Origin of the sequence: Microbacterium sp. HSID17254, from assembly GCF_003989315.1 — a bacterium.
Classification (GTDB): domain Bacteria; phylum Actinomycetota; class Actinomycetes; order Actinomycetales; family Microbacteriaceae; genus Microbacterium.
Window position 1 is genome coordinate 18,261 of the sequence record NZ_RBLT01000009.1, and the last position, 25,351, is coordinate 43,611.

Below are 25,351 nucleotides of genomic sequence, written 5' to 3' on the forward strand. Positions count from 1 at the left end.
ACCGGGCACGGCCCGTCATCCGGGAGAATGGGACCATGACCGTCACCTTGCTCGGGGCCACCGAGATCCGCCGTCTGGCCGCCGAGCTCGATGTCACCCCCACCAAGAAGCTCGGACAGAACTTCGTCGTCGACGCGAACACCGTCCGCAAGATCGTCCAGGCCGCCCGTGTACAGCCGGGGGAGCGGGTGGTCGAGGTCGGACCGGGACTCGGGTCGCTGACCCTCGCGATCCTCGAGGCGGGGGCCGCCGTCACCGCCGTGGAGATCGACCACCGCCTGGCCGCCCGCCTGCCGCAGACCGCCGACGAGCACGGCGTCCCGGAGGGGATGCTCACGGTGGTCGACGCGGACGCCCTCCGCGTGACGGAGCTGCCCGGCGAGCCGACCGTCCTCGTCGCGAATCTGCCGTACAACGTGTCGGTGCCGGTCCTGCTGCACTTCCTGGAGACGTTCCCGTACCTGCAGCGGGGCGTCGTGATGGTGCAGGCGGAGGTGGCCGAGCGGCTCGCCGCGAAGCCGGGGTCGAAGATCTACGGCTCGCCGAGCGTCAAGGCCGCCTGGTACGGCGAGTGGAAGCTCACCGGGAACGTCTCCCGCCAGGTGTTCTGGCCGGTGCCGAACGTCGACAGCCTCCTCGTCGGCTTCGACCGCTCCGAGGGCGAGCGCGGCCCGGTGGAGGAGCGCCGGCGCACCTTCGCCATCGTCGACGCGGCCTTCAACCAGCGGCGCAAGATGCTCCGGCAGGCCCTCTCCGGCCTCTTCGGCAGCTCCGCCGCGGCAACCGAGGTGCTCACCGCCGCCGGCGTCGCGCCGACCGCCCGCGGGGAGGACCTCACGGTCGACGACTACCAGCGGATCGCCCAGCACGCAACGGCGATCGAGGGTTCCGGCGTCAGCGGCTAATCTGGCACGGTGACCGACTCCCCCCGCTTCCGCCCCGACGTCCCCGAACTGCACCGTCCGTACGCCGCCGACGAGGGCCGCTACGGACGGTTCGCCTACCGTCAGGTGGGCGCCTCCGGCCTCTACCTGCCCCCGATCTCGCTCGGGCTCTGGTGGAACTTCGGCGACAACATCCCGCTCGACAACCAGCGGGCTCTCCTGCGTCACGCGTTCGACAACGGGATCACGCACTTCGACCTGGCGAACAACTACGGCCCGCCGTACGGCTCGGCCGAGAAGAACTTCGGCCGCATCTTCGCGGAGGACCTACGTCCGTACCGCGATGAGCTGATCATCTCGTCGAAGGCCGGCTGGGACATGTGGCCCGGACCGTACGGCGACTATGCGAGCCGGAAGTACATCCTCGCGAGCGCCGAGCAGTCGCTCACCCGCATGGGGCTGGACTACGTCGACATCTTCTACTCGCACCGCGTCGACCCGGTCACCCCGATCGCCGAGACGGTCGGCGCGCTCGACACCCTGGTGCGCCAGGGCAAGGCGCTGTACGTCGGCATCTCCTCGTACAGCGCGGAGCGCACGGCCGAGGCCGTCGCCGTGGCGAAGGAGCTGGGGACGCCCCTGGTCATCCACCAGCCCGCGTACTCGATCCTCAACCGCTGGATCGAGGACGGCCTCACGCAGACCCTGGAGGAGTCGGGCCTCGGCGCCATCGCCTTCACCCCGCTCGCCCAGGGGCTGCTCACCGACAAGTACCTCGGCGACGGCACGGCCGAACGCGCACAGCAGCGCGGTTCGCTGCCGAACGGCAAGCTGTCCGAGGACGCGGTCCAGACCCTCCGAGCGCTGAACGAGGTCGCGCAGGGCCGGGGGCAGTCGCTCGCGCAGCTCGCGCTGCAGTGGACGCTGCGCACCCCGGTCGTCGCCTCGGCGCTCATCGGCGCCTCCCGGACGGAGCAGCTCGACGAGAATCTCGCCGCCCTCGACGGTCCCGCGTTCACCGACGAGGAGCTCCGCCGCATCGACGAGCTCGCCGGCGCCATCGACGTGAACCTGTGGGCGACCTCCTCGGACCTGTGACCCGCTCATGAGCCTCGCCGCGTCCTCCGGGTCCGTGCACGTGCGCGCGCCGGGGAAGATCAACGTCTACCTCGGTGTCGGCGGGCGCCATGACGACGGCTATCACGCCCTCGCGACGGTCTTCCAGGCGGTCTCGCTGTACGAGGACGTGATCGCCAGGGACGCCGACGACTTCTCGATCACGGTGACCGGGGTGGAGGACGACGGCTCGGTTCCGCTCGACGACCGGAACCTCGCGATGCGGGCCGCCAAGCTGCTGGCGACGGCGACGGATCACCCCGGAGGGGTCGCGCTGCAGATCCGCAAGAGCGTCCCGGTCGCCGGCGGTATGGGCGGGGGCTCCGCGGACGCCGCGGCCGCCCTGGTCGCCTGCGACGCCCTGTGGGGCACAGGACTCTCGGCTGCGCGGCTGCACGACCTCGCCGCGCGACTCGGTGCCGATGTCCCCTTCGCGTTGCACGGCGGCACCGCCGTGGGCACCGGTCGCGGCGATCAGCTGAATCCGGCTCTCGCCCGCGGGCGCTTCGACTGGCTGCTGGTGACCAGCGACGAGGGGCTGTCCACGCCAGCCGTGTACACCCGGCTCGACGAGCTGCGCGAGGAGGAGGGGGCTCTCGCCGACGATCCGCCGCTCTCGCTCGACGTGCCGATCCCGGTGCTGCAGGCGCTGCGCACCGGAGACGCCTGGCAGCTCGCCGACGCACTCCACAACGACCTTCAGGCGGCCGCGCTCGACCTGCGACCGGATCTGGCGCAGACCATCGAACGCGGGGTCGCGGCCGGTGCGCTGCACGGTCTCGTGTCCGGCTCGGGGCCCACCGTGGCCCTCCTCTGCGCGGATCCCGAGTCCGCGCAGGCGGTGCAGACGGCCCTCCGCGAGGACGGTCTCGATCCGCTGCACGTGCACGGCGCCGTCCCCGGAGCCCGCATCATCGGCTGAGTCTGCCCGATTCCCTCGCGTCCGAGCGGCGAGGAGCGTACGCACGGTCGAGGTGCACCCGGCGGGTCATCGCAGACATAATGAAGTAGTCATGTGACCGTGCACACGCGAGGAGGCTGGATGTCCACCTCCTCCGAGCGTGCCCGTATGCCGAGCATCCGCGACGTCGCCCGTCTCGCCGGCGTCTCGCATCAGACCGTCTCCCGGGTGCTCAACGATCACCCCAGCATCCGCCCGGAGACCAAGGCGAAGGTGCTCGACGCGATCGCCGTGCTCGACTACCGTCCCAATCTCGCGGCGCGCGCGCTCGTGACGAGCAAGTCGAACATGCTCGGCATCCTCTCCGCGACGATCGGGGAGTTCGGGCCGACGTCGTCGATCGCCGGCATCGAGGACGCGGCGCGCGAGGAGGGGTACTCGGTCTCCACGCTCAACCTCCCCGCGACCACGCCGGAGGCGATCGGCAACGCCGTGCGCCAGCTCAAGCGCGAGCAGGTGGACGGCATCGTCGTGCTCGCCCCGCAGGTCCGCGTCTTCCATGTCCTGCGCGGCATGAACGTCACCATGCCCTTCGTGACCCTGCAGACCGCCTCGGGATCGGACGGCGTCAGCCTCTCCGCCGACCAGGTGGCGGGGGCGAAGGCGGCGACCGAGCACCTGATCGCGCTGGGCCACAGCGACATCCTCCATCTCGCCGGGCCGCAGGACTGGATCGAGGCGGAGTCCCGGATGCGCGGGTATCTGGATGCGCTCCGCGACGCCGACCTGCCGACGTTCCCGCCGATCCGCGGGGACTGGACGGCCGACTTCGGCTATTTCGCCGGCAAGGAGCTCTCGCTGCGGCGCGACTTCACGGCGGTGTTCGCGGCGAACGACCTCATGGCCATCGGACTGCTGCACGGCTTCCGCGACGCCGGGCTGCGCGTGCCGCATGACGTGAGCGTGATCGGCTTCGACGACATCCCGGTCGCGGCGCACGTGGCGCCGACGCTGAGCACGGTGCACCAGGACTTCCCCGAGCTCGGGCGGCGCGCCGTGCGCATCCTCCTCGCCGAGATCCGGGGCGAGAAGACCCCCGCGTTCGGCCCGCTGCAGACCCTCCTGCGGGCGCGCGAATCCGCTGCATCACGGTAGCGACACGAAAACACGCCGCGGACTTGACACCGCTCCCGCGGAAGACGACGATATACCGATGTGAACGGTCACATCGAAGGTGACCGCACGTCGCGAGGAAGATCCGTGAGCACCACAGCAACGTTGCCGACCGTGTCAGGCCCGATCCTGGAGATGCGCCGCATCACCAAGGAGTTCCCGGGAGTCAAGGCGCTCGCCGACGTCTCGATCACCGTCCGCGCCGGCGAGATCCACGCGATCTGCGGCGAGAACGGCGCCGGGAAGTCGACGCTGATGAAGGTCCTCTCGGGGGTGTACCCGTACGGCACGTACGACGGCGAGATCCTCCTGTACGGCCAGGAGCAGCGCTTCAAGGACATCGCGGCCAGCGAGCAGGCCGGCATCGTCATCATCCACCAGGAGCTCGCGCTCATCCCGGAGCTCTCGGTCACCGAGAACATCTTCCTCGGCAACGAGATCCGTCGCTTCGGCCGCATCGACTGGCAGGCGCAGAAGGAGCGCACCATCGAGCTCCTCGCCCGCGTCGGCCTGGACGAGGACCCGGACGTGCCGATCAAGACCCTCGGCGTCGGCAAGCAGCAGCTCATCGAGATCGCCAAGGCGCTGAACAAGGACGTCAAGCTGCTCATCCTCGACGAGCCCACCGCCGCGCTCAACGAGAACGACTCGCAGCACCTCCTCGACCTGATCCTCGGGCTCAAGGCCAAGGGCATCGCGTCGATCATGATCAGCCACAAGCTCAACGAGATCGAGCAGATCGCCGACGAGATCACGATCATCCGCGACGGCCGCACGGTGGAGACGCTGGACATCTCCCGCGGCGAGATCAACGAGGACCGCATCATCCGCGGCATGGTCGGCCGGTCGCTGGAGAGCCGCTACCCGGACCGCACGCCGGAGATCGGCGAGGTGTTCTTCGAGGTCAAGGACTGGTGGGTGCAGCACCCGACCGTCCCGGAGCGCATGGTCGTGAAGGGCTCGAGCATCAACGTCCGCCGCGGCGAGGTGGTGGGCATCGCCGGCCTCATGGGCGCCGGCCGCACCGAGCTGGCGATGAGCATCTTCGGCCGCTCCTACGGCACGTTCCTCTCCGGCACGCTCGTCAAGGACGGCCAGGAGATCGAGCTCCCCGACGTCGCCGCCGCGATCAAGCACGGCCTCGCGTACGTGAGCGAGGACCGCAAGGTGCTCGGGCTCAACCTGCTCGACACCATCAAGCGGTCCATCGTCGCGGCGAAGCTCTCCAAGATCGCGCACAACGGCGTCGTCGACTCCCGCGAGGAGTTCTCGGTGGCGGAGCGCTACCGCAAGACCCTGCGCATCAAGACCCCGTCGGTGGAGGAGGGCGTCGGCAAGCTCTCCGGAGGCAACCAGCAGAAGGTCGTCCTGGCGAAGTGGATGTTCACCGACCCCGACCTGCTGATCCTCGACGAGCCCACCCGCGGCATCGACGTCGGCGCCAAGTACGAGATCTACGCGATCATCAACGAGCTCGCCGCCCAGGGCAAGGGCGTGATCGTGATCTCCAGCGAGCTGCCCGAGCTGCTCGGCATCTCCGACCGCATCTACACCGTGTTCGAAGGCCGGGTCACCGACTGCATCCCGGCCGACCAGGCGACCCCCGAAGACCTCATGCGCAGCATGACCTCCGCGACCCAGAAAGCATCCGCATGACCACCGACTCGACCACCGCGAAGCGCGGCTTCCACTTCAAGGACATCACGAAGATGTTCGGGGGAGGGCAGTCGACCCTCCGTCAGTTCGGCATCCTCGGCAGCCTCGTCGTCATCCTCGTCGTCTTCCAGGTGCTGACCTGGATCTTCAAGGGCACCGGCCTCACGCTGTCCTCCGGCAACCTCATCAACGTCGTCAACCAGTACTCGTACATCCTGATCCTGGCGATCGGCATGGTGATGGTCATCATCATGGGGCACATCGACCTCTCGGTCGGATCCGTCGCCGCGTTCACGGGCATCGTCGTGGCGAAGGCCATGCAGGACTGGAACCTCCCCTGGCCGCTGGGCATCCTCCTCGGTCTCGGTGTCGGCGTGCTTGTCGGCGCCTGGCAGGGATTCTGGGTCGCCTACGTCGGGGTGCCGGCGTTCATCGTGACGCTGGCCGGCATGCTGTTCTTCCGCGGTGCGAACCAGGCGGTGGGCGACTCGCAGTCGGTGCCCGTGCCGGAGGGCTTCAAGATCATCGGCGCCGGCTACCTGCCGGAGATCGCCCTGCCGCTTCCGTTCAACATCCCGACCATGCTGCTGGCGCTCGCCGGCGTCGCATGGATCGTCTTCTGGGAGATCCGCACCCGGCGCATCCAGCGCAAGATGGGCTCCGACATGGCGCCGCTGTGGGTGAGCGTGACGAAGGTCGTCCTCATCTCGGCCGTCATCCTCGTCGCCGGCTGGCTGTTCGCCACCGGACGCGAGGGCACGAGCTTCCCGATCTCGGGCGTCATCCTCCTCGCTCTCGTCATCCTCTACTCGTTCATCACGAACAACACCGTCTTCGGCCGTCACATCTACGCGGTCGGCGGCAACCGCCAGGCGGCGCGCCTCTCGGGCGTGAAGGACCGCTGGGTCGACTTCTTCGTGATGATGAACATGTCGGTCCTCGCCTCGCTCGCCGGCATGATCTACGTCGCCAGGGCGACCGCGTCCGGCCCGCAGGACGGCAACGGGTGGGAGCTCGACGCGATCGCCTCCGTCTTCATCGGCGGCGCGGCCGTCTCCGGCGGCATCGGCACGGTGATCGGGTCGATCATCGGTGGTCTCGTGATGGCGTTCCTGAACAACGGACTCGCGCTGCTCGGCGCCGGTGCCGACGTCGTCTCGATGATCAAGGGCCTCGTGCTCCTCTTCGCCGTCGGCGTCGACGTGTGGAACAAGCAGCAGGGCCGTCCGTCGATCATCGGCTTCCTCACGCGCCGTCTCGGCCGCAAGCAGTATCCGGCCACCGACACGTTCGATCCCACGAAGACGAACTACCCCACCAGTCAGAAGTACGAAGCCCCCGCCGTCGAGGAGACGCGCGGAAAGTAAGGGCCGCGTCGCGCAACGCAGGCGCGACGGGACCTGCACACACCAGAGAAAGAGATCACATGAAGAAGATCCTTCTGTCGGCGACAGCGCTTGTCGTCGCGGGCGCATTCGCCCTCACCGGCTGCTCCTCGGAGCGCGGCGGTGACTCGGGTTCGGGGTCGGGCGATGAGGCCGCCTCGGGCTTCGACGCCGGCTCCACGATCGGTGTCGCTCTGCCCGACAAGACCTCGGAGAACTGGGTCCTGGCCGGTCAGCTGTTCACCGACGGTCTCGAAGAGGCCGGCTTCAAGGCGGACGTGCAGTACGCGCCCGCCAGCAACACGGTCGCCGAGCAGCAGAACCAGATCCAGGCGATGGTCACCGGTGGCGCCAAGGTCATCATCATCGGCGCCAAGGACGGCAAGCAGCTCACCACGCAGGTGGAGGCCGCGCGCGACGCCGGTGTCGCGGTCATCGCCTACGACCGTCTCATCGAGAACACCGACGCGGTGGACTACTACGTCGCCTTCGACAACTTCGAGGTCGGCAAGCTCCAGGGCCAGGCGCTGCTCGACGGGCTCGCCGAGCGCGCGGATCACGAGGCGCCGTACAACATCGAGCTGTTCTCGGGCTCGCCGGACGACGCCAACTCGGCGGTGTTCTTCAACGGGGCGATGGAGGTGCTGCAGCCGAAGATCGACGACGGCACGCTGAACGTCGTCTCCGGGCAGACCGAGATCTCCCAGACGGCGACCGAGGGCTGGAAGCCGGAGAACGCCCAGCGCCGGATGGACTCGATCCTCACGTCGAGCTACGGCTCGGAGACCCTCGACGGCGTCCTGTCCCCGAACGACACCCTCGCCCGCGCCATCATCACCTCGGCGCAGCAGGCCGGCAAGCCCGTCCCGGTGGTCACCGGTCAGGACTCCGAGGTCGAGTCGGTGAAGTCGATCATGGAGGGCGTGCAGTACTCCACGATCAACAAGGACACCACGCTGCTCGTGGAGCAGGCCATCAAGATGGTCGGTCAGCTCCAGAAGGGTGACGAGGTCGACGTCAACGACACCGACCAGTACGACAACGGCAAGAAGGTCGTCCCGGCCTACCTGCTCCCGCCGGTCATCGTGACCAAGGAGAACGCGGCCGAGGCCTACGCCAACGTCCCGAGCCTCCTCGAGATCGTGAAGTCGTACGAGTAAGCCGTAGCGCGAACATCCGGGTTCCCAGAGAACATCGGACACGACGAGCCGTCCGGACCCTCGGGTCCGGGCGGCTCGTCGCCGTTGCGGCGCGTCACCGTCCTGCCTTCAGTCGACGGGCTGCCATCGCCGCGTCGCCAGGGCGAGGAGGAGCGCGGCCATCGTCAGCGTGGCCGCGAGAGCGACGGGGGAGAGCGCGCCCGCCCCGCTCGCGAGGGTCCACGCTCCCGACGCCGGTCCGATCACAGCGCCGATGTTCAAGGCCGCGGTGGCGTAGGACCCTCCCATGGTCGGGGCGCCGGAGGCGGCATACAGCACCCGGGTGATCAGTGTGCTTCCGACGCCGAACGAGGCCATGCCCTGCGCGAAGACGAGGAACAGCAGGGGTATCGGCTGCGTCGCGACCGCCGCCAGGACGATCCAGCCGCCGAGGAGCAGCGGGCCGCCGACCGCGAGGAGGACACCGGCATGTCGATCGGCGAACCGACCCGCGATGGTCACGCCGAGGAACGAGCCGATGCCGAACAGGACCAGCGCGAGCGGGACCGCAGCGTCGGGCAGGCCCGCGACCTCGGTGACGATCGGCGCGAGGAACGTGAAGACCGCGAAGGTCCCCGCGTTCACCAGGGCCGCCAGGGTCATCGCGAGGGCCAGGCGCGGTGTCCCCAGGAGCGCGAGCTCCGTGCGGAGGGCCGGTTCCTTCCGGGGGAGTGGTGCCGGGGCGGGGTCAGGCTCCGTGCCCGGGATCGTCGTCGGCACGCCGCGGAGGATTCCGAGCAGCGCAGGGAGGCAGAGGAGCGCGACAGCGGCGAAGGTCGCCCGCCAGCTCAGCGCGGTGCCGAGGATGGCGCCCACAGGGACGCCGACGATGGTGGCGACGGTCGTCCCGGAGAGCAGCACCGCGAGCGCTCGTCCGGTGCGCTCGCGGGGGACGAGGAGGGTCGCCGTGCGCAGGGCGACGGCGAGGAAGCCGGCGTTCGCGAGGGCGCTGAGTACGCGCGTGACGAGCAGAAGCTCGAACAGGGACGTCACCGCGCCGACGGCATGGCAGGCGGCGAAGAGCACGAGGCAGGCGACGAGTGTGCGGCGTGGGGGCCAGCTGCGCGCGAACGCGGCCATGGCGGGTGCGCCGATGACCATGCCGACCGCGAAGGCGGAGGTGAGGAGGCCCGCCGTGCCGACCGGGACGTCGAGCTCGTGCGCGATCGCGGGGAGGAGTCCCGCGAGCATGAATTCGGAGGTGCCCATGACGAAGACCGCCAGGGCAAGGGCATAGAGGGGGAAAGGCATCGAGTGCTCCGAGGTGAGAGGGAAGAGGAATGCTTCTCGTCACCACGGTCAGCGCCCGGGTCACCGGCGCGCGCCCGCCGGCAGGGCGGACGAAGGGATCAGCGGTTCGCGGGGCTGACGGTGTGACCGGCAGCCCCCGACCTGTCTGATTCGGGGCTCGACATGCCCTCCACTCTAGGGCTGACGGCGGGAGACCACGGAGGTTCCTCGGCGAAGGTGACGGTGTGCGGAGGCGGCGGTCGGTCGATGTAGGTCCGGCCGGTGGGGCTCGTCCACTCCAGAACGCCGCCCGGCCCCTGCTCGACGTGCCACGGGGAGTGGTGTTTGAGCATGTGATGTCGTCGGCAGAATGTCGCGAGGTTGTCGTGCGCGGTCTCTCCGCCGAGCGCCGCATCGTGATTGTGATCGAGGTCACACTTCCGCGGTGCGAGGCCGCAGCCCGGGAAGCGGCAGCGTTGATCGCGGGCCCGCAGGTGTCGGCGGAGGTCTTCGCTCGGGCGATACCGGTCGACGGCCAGCAGCGCCCCGCTGATCGGGTGGGTGAGCACCCGGTCCCAGCCGCTCGCCGCGCCGGCCAGACGGCGGGCCGTGGCCGGATCGATCGGGATGACCCCGTCCAGCTCGGCGGCGAGGATCCGAGTGCCCTCTGTCGTCCGTTCCTGCTCGCCGTGCATCAGTTCGCCGTGCATCAGCGTCAGCACCGGCACGGTGACCTCGACGCGCGCCCGAAGCTCCGAGAGCAGTCCCTCTTCCGAGTCATGGCCCGCCGGAGCGCCGGTCAGGACGAGGTCGGCGAGCAGATCCGCGCGCAGCTGATCCACGGTCCTGTCGTCGAGGATGCTCTCCTCCGCCTCCCGACGCCGTGCCTGCGCGTTCTCCTCCCGCACGGCATGCGCCATCTGGGAGAGCCGGTCGTACATCCCGTGCACGAGCGCCGCGGGGCCACGCGCGCCGAGCTCGGCCATGCCGTCCTCGAGATCGGTCACCCAGACGCGGCGCAGCTCCCTGGCGTCACGATGTCGCTCGACGAGGGTCCGCTCCCGGAACCGGTCGGCCAGTCGGCGCACGAGTCGGCGTATCCGGTTCGGAGATTCCGCAGCGGCCACCTCGATCGCCTCCGCCGCGAAACGCGAACGGTCGTCCGGGTCATGGAGGTGAGCCCCCGCCTCCACGATCACGCGTGCATGCGCGGCGCTGATCCGCCCGGCGCCCTGAGCCTCCCAGACGGCGGGGAACCGTTCGACCAACCAGGACGCATCGGACATCCGCCGCTCGATCGTGCGGTCGCTGACGCGCTGTGCGGCCCCGATCTCCGCGGCGACCGTGCGGATCGCCATGTCGCCGCCGTCCGGATGCCGAGCCTGCCGGGCGATGTCGACCGCCAGTCGCCCCGCCATCGCGAGCAGTCCGTCGCGGGCCGCCTGCATGCTGCTCAGCGTCTTCTCCGCCGCTTCCAGCCCCTCCACCAGATCGGCGAGCATCGCCATCTGGGAGTCGGTCGCGTCGAGCAGTGCGGGCATGACGGCAGTCCATCACCGACCACCGACATTCGAACGAAGATTCGAAGGATTCTGGCCGAAAGTCGTATCACGAAAGGATAACGACCGTGGTTGACTGGCTCCGTGCTCCTGAACGTCATCGAAGCCGGGGAGGGCGACCGCGTCGCCGTGCTGCTGCACGGCATGATGGGGTCCGCCGAGAGCTGGCACCGCGTGGTCCCGCTGCTCGTGGAACGCGGCTTCCGCGTGCTCGCGCTCGATCTGCCCGGCCACGGCCTCTCTCCGCGTGACCCGGAGCTCACGATCGAGACGGCGGCCGATGCCGTCGTCGCCACGCTCGCGCAGACGGCGCTCCCTCCGGGGGCAGGTTCCGCAGCGGGGGACGGGGCGGCCTCGCCGCTCGCCGTCGCCGTCGGGCACTCCTTCGGCGCCACCGTGCTCGCCGCCGCCGCGCCCCGCCTCGATCCGAGTCTCGCGGTCTACGTCGACGCGCCGCTCGCCCTCCAGGGCGGCCAGGACCGCGCCTCTCTCATCTCGCAGTACGAGCACGACCGCCGCGCGCGCATGTCGCCCGCCGAGCTCCGCCGGCTCCGGCCCTTCTACTCCGTCGACGATGCCACGGTCGAGGCGCGGGCGGCCGAGCGCTTCGATCCGCCGACCGCGGCCTCCGTCTCCTGCGGGGAGGACGGTCATTGGACCGCCGCCCCCGGCTCCATCGTCGTCCGCGCGGAACCCAGTGCCTGGGTCACCGACGAGGACGCGCGGCGGTTCGAGCATGGCGGGGTCACGGTGCGCAGCATCCCCGGGGCCGCTCACACCGTCTGGTACAGCCACTTCGAGGTCTTCACCGCCGCGCTGCCGGAGCTCTTCGCCCCGTCGCTGGTCTGACCGGGAGACCGTCCGACGCGGCGCGACTACCCTGGAGAGGACATGGCACATCTTCTCGGGGCCGAAGCCCTGCACCTCGAATACCCGACCCGCGTCGTCTTCGACGCCGTGACCCTCGGCATCGAGGAGGGCGACCGCATCGGCATCGTCGGCCGGAACGGCGACGGCAAGTCGAGCCTTCTCGGCATGCTCGCCGGCACGAAGCAGCCGGACTCCGGTCGGGTGACCGTCCGCGGCGGCACCCGCATCGGCGTGCTGGACCAGGCCGACACCCTCCCCGACGACATCACGATCGGCGCCGCCGTGGTCGGCGACATGGCCGAGCACGAATGGGCCGGTGACGCCCGCGTCCGCGACGTGATCGAGGGGCTGCTGACCGATCTTCCCTGGGACGCGCAGGTCGGCTCCCTCTCCGGCGGTCAGCGCCGCCGCGTGTCGCTCGCGAATCTGCTCACCGGGGACTGGGACGTCATCGCTCTCGACGAGCCGACGAACCACCTCGACGTCGAGGCGATCACCTGGCTCGCCGGGCACCTCAAGAAGCGCTGGCCCGCGAACGCCGGAGCCCTCCTCGTCGTGACCCATGACCGGTGGTTCCTCGACGAGATCTGCACCGAGACGTGGGAGGTGCACGACCGCATCGTGGAGCCCTTCGAGGGCGGCTATGCGGCGTACATCCTGCAGCGGGTCGAGCGCGACCGCATGGCGGCGGCGACCGAGGCGAAGCGGCAGAACCTCGCCCGCAAGGAGCTCGCCTGGCTGCGCCGCGGTGCCCCGGCCCGCACCAGCAAGCCCAAGTTCCGCATCGATGCGGCCAACGAGCTCATCGCCGACGTGCCCGAGATCCGCGACAAGGTCTCGCTGCAGTCGCTCGCCGTCTCGCGGCTGGGCAAGGACGTCGTCGACCTGCTCGATGTGGGGGTGACGTACCCTTCGACAGGCTCAGGGACCCAGGCTTCGGCAGGCTCAGGGACCCAGGCGGGATCCGGAACCGGTGGGAAGACCGTGCTGAAGGATGTGGAGTGGCGGATCGCCCCGGGCGAGCGCACGGGCATCCTCGGCGTGAACGGCGCCGGGAAGTCCACACTCCTGGGGCTCATCTCCGGCACGGTCGAGCCCACCGAGGGGCGGATCAAGCGGGGGAAGACCGTGCAGGTGCGCACGCTCACGCAGCGCCTCGACGAACTCCTCCCGCACTGGAACGACCCCGTGCGCGTGGTCATCTCGGGTCTGCGCACGTCGTACACGCTCGGCGCCGGGTCGAAGGCGCAGGACCTCACACCAGGACAGCTCCTGGAGCGGCTCGGGTTCTCCTCGGCTCAGCTCTCGACGCCGGTGAAGGATCTCTCCGGCGGTCAGCAGCGCCGGTTGCAGCTGCTGCTCGTGCTGCTCGACCAGCCGAACGTGCTCATCCTCGACGAGCCCACGAACGACATGGACACCGACATGCTCGCCGCGATCGAGGACCTCCTCGACTCCTGGTCGGGCACCCTCCTCGTCGTGAGCCACGACCGGTACTTCCTGGATCGGGTGACGGATCAGCAGTACGCGATCCTTCCCGGTCCGGACGGCGCGGGGCGCCTGCGCCATCTCCCGGGCGGCGTCGACGAGTACCTTCGTCTGCGGCAGCGCGTCGAGAGCGCCTCGACGACCTCGACGGCGGCATCGGCCCCCGCAGCGAGCGGTCTCGACGGCGCGGCTCTCCGGGCGGCGCAGAAGGAAGCCGCCGCCCTCGAGCGTCGCATCCAGAAGCTCACGCAGCAGGTCGACGCGGCCAAGCACGCCCTCGCCGACCACGACCAGTCCGACTATGCGGGCCTCGGCGAGCGGATGAAGGCGATCACGGCGCAGGAGGCCGAGATCGAGGAGCTGGAGCTGCGCTGGTTCGAACTCACGGAGCAGATCGGCTGACGGAGGAATATCCTTCTCCCACGACTGTTGGGAGTAGCGATGGAAGGCCTCGAAGTAACCGTCCTGCTCGGACTCACGATCCTCGCCGGAACCCTGATCGCCCCGCGCGTGCGTCTCGCGCTGCCCCTCGTCCTCGTCATCCTCGGACTGTTGCTGGGATTCATCCCGCCGCTGCGCGAGGTCCAGCTGCCGCCGGAGACCGTCCTGCTGCTGTTCCTGCCGGTGATGCTGTTCTGGGAGAGCCTCACGACATCGCTGCGGTCTATCCGCCGCGACTTCCGCTACATCGTGCCGATGAGCACGCTCCTCGTCGTCGCCTCCGCGTTCGCGGTGGCCGGCATCGGCGTGCTGTTCGGCATGCCCTGGGAGATCGCCCTCATCCTCGGGGCCGCGGTCGCGCCGCCCGACGCCACGGCCGTCGCCGCCCTCGGCCGGCTGCTGCCTCGTCGGATGTTCATGAAGCTCAAGGCCGAGAGCCTGACCAACGACGGCACCGCGCTCGTGCTCTACGCCATCGCGGTGTCCCTCGCGCTGGGCGGCCAGGTCACGCCGCTCTCGGTCACCTGGGACGTGCTGGTGTCGTACGTGGGCGGGATCGCCGCGGGGATCGTCGTCGCGGCCCTGGCCACGCTGCTGCTGCGCCGCATCTCCTCCACCATCGTCATCAACGTCACGCTGCTGCTCGTGCCGTTCTCCGCGTTCCTGCTCGCCGAACTCGTCCACGCGTCCGGGGTGCTCGCCGTGGTCGTGGCCGGACTCATCGTCGCCTGGGTGTCGCCGCGCGTGACGACGGCGGCCTCGCGCCGACAGGCCGACGCGGCCTGGCCGTTCGGCGTCTTCCTGCTGAACGGGGCGCTGTTCGTGCTCATCGGCCTCGAGGTGCAGTTCGTCGCCCACGAGATCTCCGCCGCCGCCATCGGCCGCCTGGTGCTCGTGACGCTCGCCGTGTGGGCGACGCTCTTCGCCGTGCGGTACGTGTTCCAGCTCCTCAACGTGCTGTTCCAGCGCCGCCCGGCCGAACGCCCGCCGCGCGGCGCCCGCTCCCGCGCCCGACTCGTGTCCACGGTCGCCGGCATGCGCGGCGCGGTGTCGCTGGCGATCGCGCTGTCGGTGCCGACCGGTGTCTCCGCAGGGAGCATGGTGGGCGGGCGTGACGAGATCGTCTTCGTGACCGCCGGGGTGATCCTGCTCAGCCTCCTCGTGCAGGCGCCTCTCCTTCCGGCGCTCGTGCGCTGGGCGCGATTCCCGGTCGACCATGCCGAGGACGAGGAGTACGAGCTCGCCGAGCGGGCGATCTCGGGTGCGGCCCTGGCCGCGCTCGACGACCTCGCCGCGGAGCACGGCATCGGCCAGGAGGTGCGCGATCGGGTGCGCGCCGAGGGGTACCAGGCGCTGGAGTTCGCGAACGCCCGGACGCTCGCGCGGGAGCAGGCGCTCATCGACGCCGAGGCCGACGCCCTGGACGAGATGCTCGGCGCCCCCGATCCCTACGGCACCGGGGGAGAGGCGCGCAGCCGCGAGGACGATGACGAGGACGCGGGTAACGTGGCGGTGTCGGCAGGGACCGCCCCCGACCCCGAGGCGACGGACGGCACGACGCTGCAGATGATCGCGACCTCCGCCGACGTGGACCTCGCCCAGCGCTCGCCGCTCGTGCGGCACGAGGAGCACACCCGGCTCAAGCTCGCGCTGCTCGACCGCAAGCGCGAGGTGCTGCTCGGGCTCCGCGGCGCCGGCACCGTGGACGACATGGTGGTCCGCCGGATCTCCGCCCGTCTCGACCTGGAGCAGGTGCGTCTGCAGGGCATCGAAGAGTTCGACTGATCCGATCCCGCACGGCTGTGACGCCGTGTGACATCCCGATTCCGCGACAGCGCGCCCTCCTGCCTAACGTTGTCGAGTCCCGCCAGGAAGGAACCCTCATCATGTCCCGCCGCACCACCTCCGCCCTCGCCGCGCTCGCCGTGGTCCCGCTGTTCGTCGCCCTCGCCGGGTGCGCCACCTCGTCCGACGCGGGTTCCGGCGACGGCGGCTCCGAGAACGAGACCGTCAAGATCGGTGTCGTCGGGAAGGGCGACGCGCAGTGGGCGCCCTTCGTCGAGGCCGCCGCCGACGAGGGCATCACGGTCGAGCTCGTCGACTTCGGGTCCTACGAGCAGCCGAACCCGGCGCTGACCGAGGGCGAGATCGACCTCAACCAGTTCCAGCACATCGTGTACCTCGCGGAGTACAACAACGCCTCGGGTTCCGACCTCACGCCCATCGGCTCGACCGCCATCTACCCGCTCGGCCTGTACTCGACGAAGTACGACGACGTCGACGACATCAAGAAGGGCGACACGGTCGCGGTTCCCGACGACGCCTCGAACCAGGCACGCGCGCTCAACGTGCTGCAGCAGGCGGGCCTGCTCGAGCTCAAGAGCGGCGGCACGCCGTACTCCGACCTCGCCGACATCGATGCCGACAAGTCGAAGGTGAAGGTGACGGCCCTCGAAGGTGCGCTCATCCCGACCTCGCTCCCGGACGTCGCGGCCGCGATCATCAACAACGACTTCGTCGAGGACGCCGGACTGACGTTCGACGACGCGATCGCGCAGGACGACCCGGAGGACCCGAACGCCCTCCCGTACGTCAACATCTTCGCCGCGCGCGCGGAGGACGCGGACAACGAGACGTACCAGAAGCTCGTCGAGATCTTCCAGACGAACGAGGATGTGCAGGCGGGGCTGCTCGAGTCCTCCGGCGACACCGCGGTGGCGCTGCGCACGCCGGTGGAGGACCTCGTGGCCTCGCTGGAGAAGGTCCAGAAGGACGCCGCAGAGAAGTAGTCGGCCGCGGGGCGTCATCTGCCCCCTGTTCGATGAGGGAGAATCGGGTGGCGCTTCGTGCGCCGCCCGATTCTCCGTTTCCCGAGAACCAGACCGGAGCACCACATGCCGATCGTCACCCTGACGAACGTCTCCAAGACCTACCCCTCCCGCAGCCAGGGCGATCGCGAGATCGTCGCCGTCGACGACGTCACCCTCTCCATCGACAAGGGCGACGTCTTCGGCATCATCGGATACTCCGGTGCGGGGAAGTCGACGCTCGTGCGTCTCATCAACGCGCTCGAGCCGGCCACCCGCGGCACCATCACGGTGGACGGAGTCGACATCACGGCGCTCAAGGAGAGCGAGCTGCGCGCCGTGCGCGGCGGCATCGGGATGATCTTCCAGCAGTTCAACCTGTTCTCCTCGCGCAGCGTCAAGGCCAACATCGCGTACCCGCTCAAGCTCGCCGGCTGGTCGAAGCCGGACATCGAGGCGCGCGTCGCCGAGCTGCTGTCGTTCGTGGGGCTCGCCGACAAGGCGAAGGCATACCCGGAGCAGCTCTCCGGTGGACAGAAGCAGCGCGTCGGGATCGCCCGCGCGCTCGCCACCAAGCCCGCCATCCTCCTCGCGGATGAAGCGACGAGCGCGCTCGATCCGCAGACCACGCACGAGGTCCTCGACCTGCTCAAGCGCGTCAACGAGGAGCAGGGCGTCACGATCGTCGTCATCACCCACGAGATGGATGTGATCCAGACCATCGCCACCCGCGTCGCCGTCATGGAGAACGGGCGGGTCATCGAGCAGGGCGACGTCTTCGATGTCTTCTCCGCCCCGCGGAATCCGGCGTCTCAGCGGTTCGTCGGCACGGTGGTGAAGGGGGTGCCCTCGCCGTCGGAACTCGCGGTGCTGCGGGACCGGCATACCGGACGCCTGGTGACCCTGTCGTTCCGCGACGGCGACTCGTCGCAGGCCCAGGTGTTCCTCGACCTCGCCTCGGCGGGTCTCGACTTCGAGCTCGTCTACGGCGGGATCAACGACATCCGGGGTCGTGCGTTCGGCCACCTCACGCTCGCCATCCGGGGTGACCGCGCGGCGATCGACAGGGCCCTGGCGCGTATCGCGGAGCGTGTCGAAGTCACCGTCATCGCTGGAGAGGAGGGTCGCTGATGGATCGTCTGAACGAACTGTGGCCGGAGTTCTGGCAGGCCGCGCTCGAGACCCTGTACATGACGTCGTTCGCGCTCGTGCTCGGGGGGATCCTCGGGCTGGCGGTGGGCGTCCTGCTGTACGTGACGCGCCCCGGCGGACTGATGCCGAACCGCGTCGTCTCCGGGCTCATCAACTTCGTGGTGAACTTCTTCCGACCGATCCCGTTCGTCATCTTCATGGCGGTGGCGCAGCCGTTCGCGCGCCTGGTCGTCGGCAGCGGCATCGGCACCACCGCCGGAGCCTTCATCATCGGTCTCGCGGCGGCGTTCGCGATCGGCCGCATCGTCGAGCAGCATCTCGTCTCCGTGTCGCCGGGCGTGATCGAGGCGGCGCGGGCGATGGGCGCCGGGCCGTGGCGGATCCTCTTCACCGTCGCGATCCCCGAGTCGCTCGGCCCCCTCATCCTCGGTTACACCTTCATCGTCGTCGCGCTCATCGACATGACCGCGATGGCCGGGCTCATCGGCGGCGGCGGGCTCGGTGCCTTCGCGCAGATCTACGGTTTCCGGCAGTTCGAGCCGCTCGTGATGTGGGCGGCGATCATCCTCATCGTGGTGTTCGTGCACCTCGTGCAGCTCCTCGGCACCCGGCTCGCGCGGAAGGTCATGCGCCGCTGAGGCCGATCAGCGTGCCGGGGCCTCCTGCAGGCTCCGGCGCGTGGTGAACGTGCGCTCCTGCCCGTTCAGCGGATCGGTGAACCGGAGCTCGCGTGCGAGGAGCTGGAGCGGGCGGGTGAAGTCGTCCGGACGCTCCGGCTGCAGCACGGGGTAGAAGCCGTCGTGGAGGATGCCGAGGCCCAGCGCGGCGAGGTGCACGCGGAGCTGGTGCATCTTCCCGCTGTGCGGACGGAGAAGCGTGTGCACGACGCGATCGTCGGCGGCGATGACCTCGATGAGCGTCTCGGAGTTCGGCTCGCCGTCCTCATCCACCTGCACGCACACCTGACCGCGGAGCTTCTCGATCCGGTTGCGGTAGACGAGGGGGAACCGCGACGGATCCCAGTCCGCCGGGCGCGCGGAGACCGCCTCGTACACCTTCTCCACACGACGGTCCTCGAACAGCAGCTGGTAGGCGCCGCGGGTGGCAGGGCGGGCGGAGAACATCAGCAGCCCCGCCGTGGCCCGGTCGAGGCGGTGGATGGGCGTGAGATCCGGGTTGCCGAGGCGATTGCGCAGCCGGACGAGGGTGGAGTTCTGCAGGTACTTGCCGCCCGGCGTGGTGGGGAGGAAGTGCGGCTTGTCCACCACCACCAGATGCTCGTCCTGGTGCAGGATCTCCTCGGTGAACGGGATCTCCTTCTCGACCGGAGGCTCCCGGTAGTACCAGACGAACTCCTCGGCGCCGAGAGGCGTGTCCCGGGAGAGCGGCCGGCCATCGCGCGCGACGATCTCCTCGCGGTCGAAGCGCACGAGCAGCCGCTCCGGATCGAGGTGGAAGAACCGCTCGACCATGTAGGCGGCGATGGTCGGCCACGCACCCGTCATCGGCACGTGCAGCCGGGTCGCGCCGACCCCGTCGCGCACGGGAAGCGGGGAGGGCATGCCCATGTCTCGGCCTTCGGAGCGGGGGTCGCGGGGCTGCGACCGGGTGCTCCCAGCCTAGGCGACCGCTCGGGCAGGGTCCGTGGGCCGCGGCCACTCCTGCCTCGGTTGCACGATCCCGTTGCGCCTGCACGACCGTTCCGGGGTTCTCGTCCCACGTCTCAACCCTGGTCGTGCATTCGGAGCGAGGGGGCCGGACAGGAGGCCCCGGAACCGGCGGGGTGTCAGCGGGTTTCGGCGGCGAGCCAGTCGTCGAAGGTCGTCGCCGCCGTGCGCGCGTCGTCGCCGGGAAGCAGCACCTCACCCGCGAACTCGACGCCGAGTGCGGCACCCTCCCACGCGGCGCGCAGCGGAAGGTCGCGACCCCACGCCGCGAGAGTGCGGCGCGCCATGTCGACGGCGTCCTCCGTGCGGGGTCCGGCGATGTCGAACGAGCCGCCGAGCGCCGGCGACTCCGCCGCGTCGACGAGGGTGACGGCCACGTCCGCGGGCGCGATGGGCTGCAGGAGCAGCGGGGGCACGACGCCCTCGCCGTCCTCGATGCTCCACTCGGCGATCATCGCGGGGAAGTCGTGGAACTGCGTCGCCCGCACGATGGTGAACGGAACGGGGCCACGAGTGACCTCTCGCTCCTGGGCGCGTTTGCCTGCGTAGTGGGGGTTCCCGCGCACGCGATCGAGCGCCGCGATCGAGAGGGCCACGTGGTGGTCAACCCCGGCTTCGTCCTCGGCGGCGAGCAGCGTGCGGCTGAGCGTGGTGAACACCCGCTCGGCCTCGGCCACATCGGATACCGGGGGATTCGTCGCGTCGACGACCGCGTCCACTCCGCGCAGCAGCGTCGCGAGACCTTCGCCCGCGGTCAGGTCGACCCCCTCGCTGCGGCTGAGCGACAGCGGATCGTGGCCCCGACGCCGGGCCTCCTCGACGACCAGTCGCCCGATCCGGCCCGTTCCTCCTGCGACCGCGATGCGCATGCCCACTCCTTCAATCATGGATATTGTGTGTCCACAATAGGGCGCCCGGATACGATGGGCAAGTGAAACTCCCGGAGACCTCGGAATGGGTGCTGCACACCGTCGCGGTGATCGCTCAGCTCCCCGCGGGGTCGACGGTGTCCGGAGCACAGCTCGCCGAGCACTTCGGCGTGCCGGGGCCGTACCTCTCGAAGCAGCTCGCGAAGCTCGTCCGCGCCGGCATCCTCACCGGGAGCACGGGGCCCCGCGGCGGCTTCCGCCTGGCCAGGGAGCCCGAGAGCATCACCATCCTCGACCTCGTCACCGCGGTGGACGGCGCCGCCGACCCCTACATCTGCCGCGAACTCCGTCAGCAGGGGAGAGGGGCCGCCCGTCCGGAGGACTGCGCCGCGCCGTGCGGACTCGCCGTCGTCATGCGCCGTGCCCACGAGGCCTGGCGGGCTTCTCTGGAGGCGGTGTCGATCGCGGAGGTCGTCGGCACGCTCCCCGACACCGTCCCGGCCAAGAACCGGCGCCTCCTCCTCGGACCCTGACCTGCCCGTTCGCACGATCCGTGCCGGGTCGGTCCTGCGACGCCTGCACGACCCGGGTCCGGATGCACGACCAGGTGACCACTTCTCCCGGGCAGCCGTGCGCGGATCGTGCGGGCGGAACAGGCCGGACGGAACAGACGGAACGGACCGATCCGGACCGAACCACACAGGGTGCGGGTCAGGTGTCGAAGCTGAGACTCAGCTTCCGCAGCAGGGCGGCCAGTCGGTCCCGGTCGGCGCGGGAGAGGGCGCGCAGGAGGTCGGCCTCGGCGTCCACGAGCCGGGTGATCGCGGCGTCCACCCGGACCCGGCCGTCGTCGGTCAGGGTCACGAGCACGCTGCGGCCGTCCGCCGGGTCGGCTTCACGGCGAACGAAGCGACGGCCGACGAGACGGTCGATGCGGTTGGTCATGGTGCCGCTCGACACGAGGGTCTGCTGCAGGAGCTGCTTGGGGGAGAGCTGGAACGGCGACCCGGCCCGGCGCAGCGCCGACAGCACGTCCCACTCCCACGGTTCGAGGTCGCTTCGGCGGAACACCTCGCGGCGCGCGCGGTCGAGGTGTCGGGAGAGGCGGTCCATGCGGGACAGCACCTCGAGGGGGGAGAAGTCGAGGTCGGGGCGCTGCGTGTTCCACGCGCCGACGATCCGATCGACCTCATCCGCCTCGCTCATCCGTTCATTATCGCGTGCGGCGAGATCGTGGCCGCGGAGGACGCGGGGAGGAGCATCGTGAGGAACGCGCTGTGCGGGTCGGGGAGGTAGGAGCCGAACGGGGCGCCCTCGCGGAACCCGGCGGCGGCGTACATCGCGCGCGCGGGGGCGAAGAAGGGGTCGCGGCCGGTCTCGAGTGAGAGCCGCCGGACGCCCCGCGCGTCGGCGTCGTCGAGGAGATGACCGAGCATCGTCCGCCCGAACCCGCGTCCGCGGAAGGCGGGATCGGTTCGCATCGACTTCAGCTCCTCATGTCCGTCCTCCACGACCGCGAGGGCGCCCGTCGCAGCGATCCGTCCGTCGACCCGTCCCGTGAAAAACCGGACGCGCGGAGTCAGCAGCCGGTCGAGCGGGAGCGCATGCTGGCTCTCGGGTGGAGCGGTGCCGTCCATCTCCGCGTGGTGGGCGGCGACGAAGGCCGCGATCTCGGGGGTGGCGACGGTGACACGGTCGATCACGAGGCTCATCGTCCCAGCATCGCAGAGCGGTGTTTCGGGCGGATGACGGGCCGGTGCGACGCGGGTCGCACACACAGGAACGGACACCGGGACGTGGCAGACTTATCGGGCGGCGCCCCCGGGGTGCCGCGGTCCGCCGTGGTGTAATGGCAGCACGACAGCCTTTGGAGCTGTGAGGTCTAGGTTCGAGTCCTGGCGGCGGAGCATGACTGGGAACAACCTCGCCATCGTCGTCCTCGCCGCGGGCCAAGGCACGCGCATGAAGTCGCGCCTGCCGAAGGTGCTGCACCGGATCAGCGGGCGGCCTCTGGTCGGACACGTGCTGACGACGGCCACGCGTCTGCAGCCGGCGCACATCGAGGTGGTCGTGCGTCATGAGCGCGATCAGGTCGTGGCGGCGCTGCGCGAGGACTACCCGGACGCGGTCTTCGTCGACCAGGACGACGTGCCGGGCACGGGCCGCGCCGTCCAGGTCGCGGTCGACGCGCTGCCCGCGGACTTCGACGGCGATGTGCTCGTGCTCTCCGGCGACTGCCCGCTGGCCGATGCCGAGACGCTCTCCACGTTCCTCGACGAGCACCGCGCCTCCGGAGCCCCGGCCACCCTCATGACCGCCCTCGTCGACGACCCCACCGGCTACGGGCGGGTCATCCGCGACGCCGACGGCACGGTCGACCGGATCGTCGAGCAGAAGGACGCCACGGCGGAGGAGGCGGCGGTCAGCGAGATCAACGCCGGCATGTACGTGTTCCGCGCCGCCACGCTGCGCACCTACCTGCCGCGGATCGGCGTGGACAACGCCCAGGGCGAGATGTACCTGACCGACGTGCCCGGCCTCGTGCGTCGGGACGGCGACCGGGTCGCGGCGTCGATCGTGTCGGACGTCGAGGTCACGTTCGGGGTCAACGACCGCGCCCAGCTCGCCGAGGTCGGCCGTCGTCTGAACGCCCGCATCGTCCGTCGCTGGCAGCTCGAGGGCGTCACGATCGTCGACCCGGCGACCACCTGGATCGACGACGACGCCACGCTCGCCCCCGACGTCACGATCCTGCCGAACACGCAGATCCTGCGCGCGACGACGATCGCCGCGGGGGCGACGATCGGTCCGGACACCACGCTCGTCGACTGCGAGGTCGGGGAGGATGCGGTCGTCCGCCGGACCGACGCGACCCTGGCCGTGATCGGCGCCGAGGCGACCGTCGGCCCGTTCTCCTACCTCCGCGCCGGCACCGTGCTCGGCCCGAAGGGCAAGATCGGCGCTTACGTCGAGACGAAGAACGCGGAGATCGGCGAGGGCAGCAAGGTCCCGCACCTGTCGTACGTCGGTGATGCGACCATCGGCCGCGGGGTGAACCTCGGGGCGAGCACAATCACCGCCAACTACGACGACGTCAACAAGCACCGCACGGAGATCGGCGACGAGGTGCACACCGGCTCGCACACGGTGCTGGTCGCGCCCGTTAGGCTTGGTCCTGGTGCGAAGACCGGCGCCGGCGCCGTCGTCCGCAAGGACGTCCCGGCCGGTGCCCTGGCCATGAGCGTGGCCCCCCAGCGCAACATCGAGGGGTGGGTCGAGAAGAACAGAGCAGGGACGGGCGCGGCGGATGCCGCGGCCCGGGAGAATTCGGCGGAATAGGCGGAGCATGGCCCGGAAGAAGAAGACGGTCGACCTGGATCGCGACAACGGCGTGGCCCCCGGCCTCGTCGCCAAGACGAAGAAGCGTCTGGTCATCGCGGGTGGTCGATCGCATCCTGAGCTGACGGCGGCCGTCGCCGCGTCGCTCGGCACCGAGATCGCTCCGGTCGAGCACCGCACCTTCGCCTCCGGCGAGATCTACGCCCGCTTCGAGGTCTCGATCCGCGGCTGCGACCTCTTCCTCGTGCAGACCTTCGGCGAGCCGGTCAACGAGTGGCTCATGGAGACGCTCATCATGATCGACGCCGCCAAGCGCGCCTCGGCGAAGCGCATCACCGTCGTCGCCCCGTACTATCCGTACTCGCGTCAGGACAAGAAGGGCCGCGGCCGCGAGCCCATCAGCGCCCGCCTCGTCGCCGATCTGCTGAAGACGGCGGGCGCCGACCGCGTCATGAGCGTCGACCTGCACGCCGCCCAGATCCAGGGCTTCTTCGACGGCCCCGTCGACCACCTGTTCGCCAAGCCGGTGCTCCTCGACCACTTCGAGCGCACCCTCACGCCGGAGGACCGGGAGATCCTCACGGTGGTCTCCCCGGACATGGGCCGCGTGCGTGTGGCCGACACCTGGTCGGACAGCCTCGGTGCGCCGCTCGCGATCATCCACAAGCGCCGCGACCCGAAGGTCGCCAACCAGGTCTCCGTGCACGAGATCGTCGGCACCGTCGAGGGGCGCACCTGCCTCCTCGTCGACGACATGATCGACACCGGCGGCACGATCGTCAAGGCCGCGCAGGCGCTGAAGGCGAACGGCGCGCACCGCGTGATCGTCGCGGCGACCCACGCGATCTTCAGCGACCCGGCCTCCGAGCGGCTGCAGGACGCGGCGATCGACGAGGTCGTCGTCACGGACACCATCCCGCTCTCCGCGTCGCGTCGTTGGGAGAACCTCACGGTGCTGCCGATCGCGCCGCTGCTCGCGCGGGCGATCCATGAGGTCTTCGAAGACGGCTCCGTCACGAGCATGTTCGGCGGGGACGCGTAACTCATCGGGACGGCACAGCCCGCGCATAGCCCTGGTGCTTACGGTCGAGTCATCGACGGAAGAGTCGACCGACGACGACCACGGAGGACCCCATGATCCGCACGACCGTTCCGACCTCTGTCCGCACGGGCTCCGCCCTTCTCGGGATCGCGGGGCTGTTCGTCCTCGCCGGATGCTCGTCGACCGGCGACGCCGCAGACACCTCGACCGGCACCGACGAGACCGCGGGGTCGAGCACCTCGTCCTCGTCGAGCGGGGGTGACGCATCCGGCACCTACACCGACGGCACGTACACCGCCGACGGCTCGTACCAGACCCCGGAGACGGTGGAGGAGATCACCGTCACGCTCACCCTCGCCGACGGCGTCGTGACGGAGGTCGAGGTGACCGGAGACCCGAAGGCTCCGGAGACCGAGCGGTACCAGGGCGAGTTCATCGACGGGATCGCCGACGAGGTCGTGGGAAAGCCGATCGACGAGCTGAACGTCAGCCGGGTCGCCGGGTCGTCGCTCACGAGCGGCGGCTTCAACGACGCCGTGGCCTCCATCAAGGAGCAGGCCGCCGCCTAGGCGC

Annotated in this window: 23 protein-coding genes and 1 tRNA gene; 18 read left to right on the forward strand and 6 right to left on the reverse strand. The window is 70.0% G+C overall.

Translation table 11 applies throughout. The annotated features are described in order from the left end of the window. Positions 1 to 35 precede the first annotated feature (35 nt). The 7 genes from rsmA (at position 36) to D8M34_RS07175 (ending at position 8,275) form a co-directional block, all read left to right on the forward strand. Complete coding sequence (rsmA, locus tag D8M34_RS07145) at positions 36 to 905, forward strand: 16S rRNA (adenine(1518)-N(6)/adenine(1519)-N(6))-dimethyltransferase RsmA (RefSeq protein WP_126893584.1); 870 nt, start codon at positions 36 to 38, stop codon at positions 903 to 905. A gap of 9 nt (positions 906 to 914) precedes the next feature. Further along, entirely contained in the window at positions 915 to 1,982 is a 1,068-nt protein-coding gene (mgrA, locus tag D8M34_RS07150) for an L-glyceraldehyde 3-phosphate reductase (protein WP_085606093.1), read from the forward strand. 7 nt (positions 1,983 to 1,989) lie between these two features. After that, positions 1,990 to 2,922 carry a 4-(cytidine 5'-diphospho)-2-C-methyl-D-erythritol kinase gene (locus D8M34_RS07155; RefSeq protein WP_126893585.1) on the forward strand — a complete coding sequence of 311 codons (933 nt, stop codon included), beginning with the start codon at positions 1,990 to 1,992 and terminating at the stop codon, positions 2,920 to 2,922. Positions 2,923 to 3,042: 120 nt separating this feature from the next. Further along, the gene (locus tag D8M34_RS07160) at positions 3,043 to 4,056 is read left to right on the forward strand and encodes a LacI family DNA-binding transcriptional regulator (RefSeq protein ID WP_126893586.1); all 1,014 of its coding nucleotides are present in this window, start codon (positions 3,043 to 3,045) and stop codon (positions 4,054 to 4,056) included. Positions 4,057 to 4,188: 132 nt separating this feature from the next. After that, entirely contained in the window at positions 4,189 to 5,730 is a 1,542-nt protein-coding gene (mmsA, locus tag D8M34_RS07165) for a multiple monosaccharide ABC transporter ATP-binding protein (protein ID WP_085606086.1), read from the forward strand. Continuing rightward, the gene (gene mmsB, locus D8M34_RS07170; protein ID WP_126893587.1) at positions 5,727 to 7,097 is read left to right on the forward strand and encodes a multiple monosaccharide ABC transporter permease; all 1,371 of its coding nucleotides are present in this window, start codon (positions 5,727 to 5,729) and stop codon (positions 7,095 to 7,097) included. Before mmsA ends, mmsB begins: the two co-directional genes overlap by 4 nt. 59 nt (positions 7,098 to 7,156) lie before the next feature. Then, on the forward strand, positions 7,157 to 8,275 hold the full coding sequence (locus D8M34_RS07175) for a substrate-binding domain-containing protein (protein ID WP_126893588.1): 1,119 nt from the start codon (positions 7,157 to 7,159) through the stop codon (positions 8,273 to 8,275). 108 nt (positions 8,276 to 8,383) lie between these two features. Here D8M34_RS07175 and D8M34_RS07180 read toward each other — a convergent pair whose 3' ends face one another. Further along, positions 8,384 to 9,565 carry a Cmx/CmrA family chloramphenicol efflux MFS transporter gene (locus D8M34_RS07180; protein WP_085606084.1) on the reverse strand — a complete coding sequence of 394 codons (1,182 nt, stop codon included), beginning with the start codon at positions 9,563 to 9,565 and terminating at the stop codon, positions 8,384 to 8,386. 98 nt (positions 9,566 to 9,663) lie between these two features. After that, the gene (locus D8M34_RS07185; protein WP_126893589.1) at positions 9,664 to 11,085 is read right to left on the reverse strand and encodes an HNH endonuclease signature motif containing protein; all 1,422 of its coding nucleotides are present in this window, start codon (positions 11,083 to 11,085) and stop codon (positions 9,664 to 9,666) included. Between the two features lie 102 nt (positions 11,086 to 11,187). Between D8M34_RS07185 and D8M34_RS07190 the strand changes: the two genes are divergently transcribed. The 6 genes from D8M34_RS07190 (at position 11,188) to D8M34_RS07215 (ending at position 18,499) form a co-directional block, all read left to right on the forward strand. After that, complete coding sequence (locus D8M34_RS07190) at positions 11,188 to 11,952, forward strand: alpha/beta fold hydrolase (RefSeq protein WP_025105624.1); 765 nt, start codon at positions 11,188 to 11,190, stop codon at positions 11,950 to 11,952. 42 nt (positions 11,953 to 11,994) lie between these two features. Continuing rightward, on the forward strand, positions 11,995 to 13,863 hold the full coding sequence (locus D8M34_RS07195) for an ABC-F family ATP-binding cassette domain-containing protein (protein WP_126893590.1): 1,869 nt from the start codon (positions 11,995 to 11,997) through the stop codon (positions 13,861 to 13,863). 39 nt (positions 13,864 to 13,902) lie between these two features. Beyond that, entirely contained in the window at positions 13,903 to 15,687 is a 1,785-nt protein-coding gene (locus tag D8M34_RS07200; protein ID WP_126893591.1) for a Na+/H+ antiporter, read from the forward strand. 101 nt (positions 15,688 to 15,788) lie between these two features. Beyond that, positions 15,789 to 16,691, forward strand: a complete 903-nt coding sequence (locus D8M34_RS07205) for a MetQ/NlpA family ABC transporter substrate-binding protein (protein ID WP_025105627.1) — start codon at positions 15,789 to 15,791, stop codon at positions 16,689 to 16,691. Positions 16,692 to 16,796: 105 nt separating this feature from the next. After that, positions 16,797 to 17,840: a methionine ABC transporter ATP-binding protein gene (locus D8M34_RS07210; RefSeq protein ID WP_025105628.1), complete on the forward strand. Its 1,044-nt coding sequence runs from the start codon at positions 16,797 to 16,799 to the stop codon at positions 17,838 to 17,840. After that, positions 17,840 to 18,499, forward strand: coding sequence for a methionine ABC transporter permease (locus D8M34_RS07215; protein ID WP_025105629.1), 660 nt, complete (start codon positions 17,840 to 17,842; stop codon positions 18,497 to 18,499). The genes D8M34_RS07210 and D8M34_RS07215 overlap by 1 nt, the downstream gene beginning before the upstream one ends. Positions 18,500 to 18,505: 6 nt before the next feature. On the opposite strand, the gene D8M34_RS07220 is transcribed toward D8M34_RS07215, so the two are convergent. Further along, on the reverse strand, positions 18,506 to 19,429 hold the full coding sequence (locus D8M34_RS07220; protein ID WP_126893592.1) for a pseudouridine synthase: 924 nt from the start codon (positions 19,427 to 19,429) through the stop codon (positions 18,506 to 18,508). A 218-nt stretch (positions 19,430 to 19,647) separates the two neighbouring features. Then, entirely contained in the window at positions 19,648 to 20,397 is a 750-nt protein-coding gene (locus D8M34_RS07225; RefSeq protein ID WP_126893593.1) for an SDR family oxidoreductase, read from the reverse strand. A 62-nt stretch (positions 20,398 to 20,459) separates the two neighbouring features. Between D8M34_RS07225 and D8M34_RS07230 the strand changes: the two genes are divergently transcribed. Continuing rightward, a complete protein-coding gene (locus D8M34_RS07230; protein WP_126893594.1) occupies positions 20,460 to 20,930 on the forward strand; it encodes an RrF2 family transcriptional regulator in 471 nt (156 codons plus the stop codon). Between the two features lie 178 nt (positions 20,931 to 21,108). Here D8M34_RS07230 and D8M34_RS07235 read toward each other — a convergent pair whose 3' ends face one another. Together D8M34_RS07235 and D8M34_RS07240 are read right to left on the reverse strand one after the other, a co-directional pair. Continuing rightward, positions 21,109 to 21,603, reverse strand: a complete 495-nt coding sequence (locus D8M34_RS07235) for a MarR family winged helix-turn-helix transcriptional regulator (protein WP_025105633.1) — start codon at positions 21,601 to 21,603, stop codon at positions 21,109 to 21,111. After that, positions 21,600 to 22,109, reverse strand: a complete 510-nt coding sequence (locus D8M34_RS07240) for a GNAT family N-acetyltransferase (RefSeq protein ID WP_025105634.1) — start codon at positions 22,107 to 22,109, stop codon at positions 21,600 to 21,602. Before D8M34_RS07240 ends, D8M34_RS07235 begins: the two co-directional genes overlap by 4 nt. A 123-nt stretch (positions 22,110 to 22,232) precedes the next feature. Between D8M34_RS07240 and D8M34_RS07245 the strand changes: the two genes are divergently transcribed. The 4 genes from D8M34_RS07245 to D8M34_RS07260 all read left to right on the forward strand — a co-directional run bounded on the left by D8M34_RS07245 (position 22,233) and on the right by D8M34_RS07260 (position 25,347). Continuing rightward, a tRNA-Gln gene (locus tag D8M34_RS07245) sits at positions 22,233 to 22,304 on the forward strand. Between the two features lies 1 nt (position 22,305). After that, positions 22,306 to 23,736, forward strand: a complete 1,431-nt coding sequence (glmU, locus tag D8M34_RS07250) for a bifunctional UDP-N-acetylglucosamine diphosphorylase/glucosamine-1-phosphate N-acetyltransferase GlmU (protein ID WP_025105635.1) — start codon at positions 22,306 to 22,308, stop codon at positions 23,734 to 23,736. A gap of 7 nt (positions 23,737 to 23,743) precedes the next feature. Beyond that, the gene (locus tag D8M34_RS07255; RefSeq protein ID WP_025105636.1) at positions 23,744 to 24,778 is read left to right on the forward strand and encodes a ribose-phosphate diphosphokinase; all 1,035 of its coding nucleotides are present in this window, start codon (positions 23,744 to 23,746) and stop codon (positions 24,776 to 24,778) included. A gap of 92 nt (positions 24,779 to 24,870) precedes the next feature. Continuing rightward, the gene (locus D8M34_RS07260) at positions 24,871 to 25,347 is read left to right on the forward strand and encodes an FMN-binding protein (RefSeq protein WP_062636521.1); all 477 of its coding nucleotides are present in this window, start codon (positions 24,871 to 24,873) and stop codon (positions 25,345 to 25,347) included. Positions 25,348 to 25,351: the final 4 nt, after the last annotated feature.

Excerpts from the sequence above, each read along its gene's own strand:
- rsmA (WP_126893584.1), top strand. The coding sequence starts at position 36 with ATGACCGTCACCTTGCTCGGGGCCACCGAGATCCGCCGTCTGGCCGCC.
- D8M34_RS07155 (WP_126893585.1), top strand. The coding sequence starts at position 1,990 with ATGAGCCTCGCCGCGTCCTCCGGGTCCGTGCACGTGCGCGCGCCGGGG.
- D8M34_RS07160 (WP_126893586.1), top strand. The coding sequence starts at position 3,043 with ATGTCCACCTCCTCCGAGCGTGCCCGTATGCCGAGCATCCGCGACGTC.
- mmsB (WP_126893587.1), top strand. The coding sequence starts at position 5,727 with ATGACCACCGACTCGACCACCGCGAAGCGCGGCTTCCACTTCAAGGAC.
- D8M34_RS07175 (WP_126893588.1), top strand. The coding sequence starts at position 7,157 with ATGAAGAAGATCCTTCTGTCGGCGACAGCGCTTGTCGTCGCGGGCGCA.
- D8M34_RS07180 (WP_085606084.1), bottom strand. The coding sequence starts at position 9,565 with ATGCCTTTCCCCCTCTATGCCCTTGCCCTGGCGGTCTTCGTCATGGGC.
- D8M34_RS07185 (WP_126893589.1), bottom strand. The coding sequence starts at position 11,085 with ATGCCCGCACTGCTCGACGCGACCGACTCCCAGATGGCGATGCTCGCC.
- D8M34_RS07195 (WP_126893590.1), top strand. The coding sequence starts at position 11,995 with ATGGCACATCTTCTCGGGGCCGAAGCCCTGCACCTCGAATACCCGACC.
- D8M34_RS07200 (WP_126893591.1), top strand. The coding sequence starts at position 13,903 with ATGGAAGGCCTCGAAGTAACCGTCCTGCTCGGACTCACGATCCTCGCC.
- D8M34_RS07205 (WP_025105627.1), top strand. The coding sequence starts at position 15,789 with ATGTCCCGCCGCACCACCTCCGCCCTCGCCGCGCTCGCCGTGGTCCCG.
- D8M34_RS07210 (WP_025105628.1), top strand. The coding sequence starts at position 16,797 with ATGCCGATCGTCACCCTGACGAACGTCTCCAAGACCTACCCCTCCCGC.
- D8M34_RS07215 (WP_025105629.1), top strand. The coding sequence starts at position 17,840 with ATGGATCGTCTGAACGAACTGTGGCCGGAGTTCTGGCAGGCCGCGCTC.
- D8M34_RS07220 (WP_126893592.1), bottom strand. The coding sequence starts at position 19,429 with ATGGGCATGCCCTCCCCGCTTCCCGTGCGCGACGGGGTCGGCGCGACC.
- D8M34_RS07225 (WP_126893593.1), bottom strand. The coding sequence starts at position 20,397 with ATGCGCATCGCGGTCGCAGGAGGAACGGGCCGGATCGGGCGACTGGTC.
- D8M34_RS07235 (WP_025105633.1), bottom strand. The coding sequence starts at position 21,603 with ATGAGCGAGGCGGATGAGGTCGATCGGATCGTCGGCGCGTGGAACACG.
- D8M34_RS07240 (WP_025105634.1), bottom strand. The coding sequence starts at position 22,109 with ATGAGCCTCGTGATCGACCGTGTCACCGTCGCCACCCCCGAGATCGCG.
- glmU (WP_025105635.1), top strand. The coding sequence starts at position 22,306 with ATGACTGGGAACAACCTCGCCATCGTCGTCCTCGCCGCGGGCCAAGGC.
- D8M34_RS07255 (WP_025105636.1), top strand. The coding sequence starts at position 23,744 with ATGGCCCGGAAGAAGAAGACGGTCGACCTGGATCGCGACAACGGCGTG.
- D8M34_RS07260 (WP_062636521.1), top strand. The coding sequence starts at position 24,871 with ATGATCCGCACGACCGTTCCGACCTCTGTCCGCACGGGCTCCGCCCTT.